Origin of the sequence: Priestia sp. SIMBA_032, from assembly GCF_046535215.1 — a bacterium.
Taxonomy (GTDB): domain Bacteria; phylum Bacillota; class Bacilli; order Bacillales; family Bacillaceae_H; genus Priestia; species Priestia aryabhattai.
Genome location: NZ_JAWRXD010000942.1, coordinates 1 through 261, shown reverse-complemented (window position 1 = coordinate 261; position 261 = coordinate 1). Strand labels below are relative to the sequence as shown.

Below are 261 nucleotides of genomic sequence, written 5' to 3'. Positions count from 1 at the left end.
AAGCGTTAATGGGATTAATTCCGAATCCTCCTGGACGCATTAAAAATGGTGAGATTGTATTTGAAGGTCGTGACTTAACGAAATTAACAGAAAAAGAAATGCAGCAAGTACGTGGTAAAGATATCGCGATGATTTTCCAAGATCCAATGACATCATTAAACCCAACGATGACAATTGGAAATCAAATTATGGAAGGCCTTATTAAACACCAAGGGATGAGTAAAGCAGATGCACGTAAAGTTGCTTTAGAATTAATCGACC

The 261-nt window shown here is 37.2% G+C and carries 1 pseudogene; it reads left to right on the top strand.

Annotation, left to right across the window (positions count from 1 at the left end):
• Nucleotides 1-261, top strand: a pseudogene (locus tag SB717_RS37110) (ABC transporter ATP-binding protein); the annotation flags it as partial.